The sequence below is a fragment of the Achromobacter sp. Marseille-Q0513 genome (assembly GCF_018195695.1).
GTDB lineage: Bacteria > Pseudomonadota > Gammaproteobacteria > Burkholderiales > Burkholderiaceae_B > Achromobacter.
Map to the genome: position 1 here is coordinate 1 of NZ_JAGTJY010000593.1, position 384 is coordinate 384.

The 384-nt window shown below is 81.2% G+C and carries 2 pseudogenes; both read left to right on the top strand.

Annotation, left to right across the window (positions count from 1 at the left end):
* Positions 1-232: pseudogene (locus KDH83_RS31905) on the top strand (hypothetical protein); the annotation flags it as partial.
* A pseudogene (locus KDH83_RS32775) lies at positions 229-384 on the top strand (type II secretion system minor pseudopilin GspK); the annotation flags it as partial. The pseudogenes KDH83_RS31905 and KDH83_RS32775, both read left to right, overlap by 4 nt.

Below are 384 nucleotides of genomic sequence, written 5' to 3' on the forward strand. Positions count from 1 at the left end.
GCGCGCCGGCGCGCCGGCGCCGGGCCGCGGCCGGCGGCGGCGGGCGGGCGCCGGGGCGCGGCTGCGGCCGGGCGCCGGGGGCAGGCCGCGGCGCGTCGGGATCCCCGCCCCGGGCGGGGCGGAGGCCGCCCGCGCCGCGGCGGCCACCGCCGCGACCGGCCTCGAAGTCACCGTGCAGCGCGGCGACGCGCAGGCCCCGCAACGCTATTCGCGCGTGATGGAGCTGCCATGACCTGCCCCATCCCTGCCCCGCCCCGGCGCGATCAGCGTGGCGCCGCCGTGATCAGCGCGCTCATCATCGTCGCCATCGTGGCGGCCCTGACCACCAGCCTGTTCCAGCGCCAGACCGCCAGCGTGCGGCGGCTGGAGAACGAGCAGTCACGC